The organism is Nitrosospira sp. Nsp13, assembly GCF_900101945.1.
Classification (GTDB): Bacteria; Pseudomonadota; Gammaproteobacteria; order Burkholderiales; family Nitrosomonadaceae; genus Nitrosospira; species Nitrosospira multiformis_D.
On record NZ_FMVD01000040.1, the window covers coordinates 1 to 1,701 of the forward strand.

Below are 1,701 nucleotides of genomic sequence, written 5' to 3' on the forward strand. Positions count from 1 at the left end.
TCCATATTCCAGATAATGACAGGCGAGAACATCAGAAGGGCAAGCGCGGCGGCGAGGTATGGCTGCGGACGGCGCAGCCAGCGGCGTGAGGCGGGGTCCAGAATCACGAACAGCAGCGCCGCCGGTCCCAGCAGGCCCAGCGTATACTTGGACAATATCCCCAGGCCAAAAGCAATGCCAAGGCCCAGCCAGGCTCGGTTGCCATCCGACGCCAGCAATACCCGTTCCATATAGTACAACGTGGCGGCCCAAGCGGCCATCTGGGAGGCATCGGCTGTCATTAACATGCCCGGGACAAAACCAAACGGCAGTATGGTCAACAGCAGCACTGCGCGCATGCCGGTGGATTTGTCGTACAGGTTGCGTGCCAGCGCATACAGGTAGCCCATTGTTATCAGGCCGCAGATGAATGCACCGATGCGAACGCCGAACTCCGTATCGCCGAAGATGGCGGTGCCCAGCCAGATCAGCCACGCCACCATGGGGGGGTGATCCAGAAAGCTCAATTCCATGTGCTGGGCATAATTCCAGTAATAGGCCTCATCGGGAATCAGCTGTGCCTGGCCCAGGTAGATCAGGCGCAGCAGTACGGCAAAGGCGGCAATGCCGAGCGAGGCTACCCGCCAGCGCACATCCGCCGAAGGAAGGTCCTGCCGGACAGGGAACACGTAGAAGGCGCTACCGAGATACTGGAGGGCGGCCGTGACTGCGACAGCGGGAAATATCGCCAGCATGGGGGCCATATGCCAGCCATAGACCAGCCATGCCAGGACCCCGCCGCGCATCAGCAAGGTGAATAGCCCCATCGTCAGGAAACGGCCAAAATGAGACCATCGCGGATAGCCTGCGGGGGGAGGCTGGAACGTCCATTTCGAGTTGAGCGGGTAATTCACCGCGGCGGCGGCGAAGAAACTCACGATGTGCGCCAGCGCGAGGCCGGCACCCCGGCTCATGAGCCACTGGAACAGGAGGATGTCGATAACGATACCCAACAGCCCCACCGCCGCAAACCGGCCGGTGCTACCGAAGGAAACCGTGCCGCCAGCCAGTGTCATCAGGCGTTTCAGATCAATCCATTGGGAATGGAACGATAGCCTGGCGGTGCCATGCGTGCGCTGCTGAAAGCAAACAGGCACTTCCACGACTCTAAGCTTGCCCTGGCCGGCCATGAGCAGTTCGAGCAGGGTTTTATATCCGCGAGCGCGTTCGGTGAGAGTGGCGGCCAGTTCCCGGCGGAAGGCAAAGAATCCCGAGGTAGTGTCACTCACATCACAGAGAGAGCGGGCAAACCAGTCCCCCAGGCGCGACAGCCATTGGCGGTGTGGCCATCCCCCGGTGCCGCCGCCCGGCGCATGGCGGCTCCCGACAGCCACGTCATGGCTGCCGTCCAGTAGCGGGGCCACCAGAGCGGGTAGCCGCTCAGGCGGATGACTCGGACCCATCACGACGATGACATCGCTCTGCGCCAGCTCCACACCCGCCAGAATCGATCCTGCCAGGTCCGGCTGCTCATGCCGCTCGATCAATCTCACGTTCGCCTGCGCCTCCCAGGCGCGCACCCGACCGGGAGTTCCATCGCGCGAACCATCATCGACAAAAATGACTTCAAAACTACCTGGTACCAGATCCAGTGCAAACAGACGCGTCAGTAATGGATCTATGTGGTCTGCTTCGTCAAGCGTGGGAATCACCACGGAAAAT

At 61.3% G+C, this 1,701-nt stretch carries 1 protein-coding gene; it reads right to left on the reverse strand.

Annotation, left to right across the window (positions count from 1 at the left end):
• A partial coding sequence (locus BLO43_RS16180) for a glycosyltransferase family 39 protein (protein WP_254773521.1) occupies positions 1-1,701 on the reverse strand: 1,701 nt, incomplete at both ends.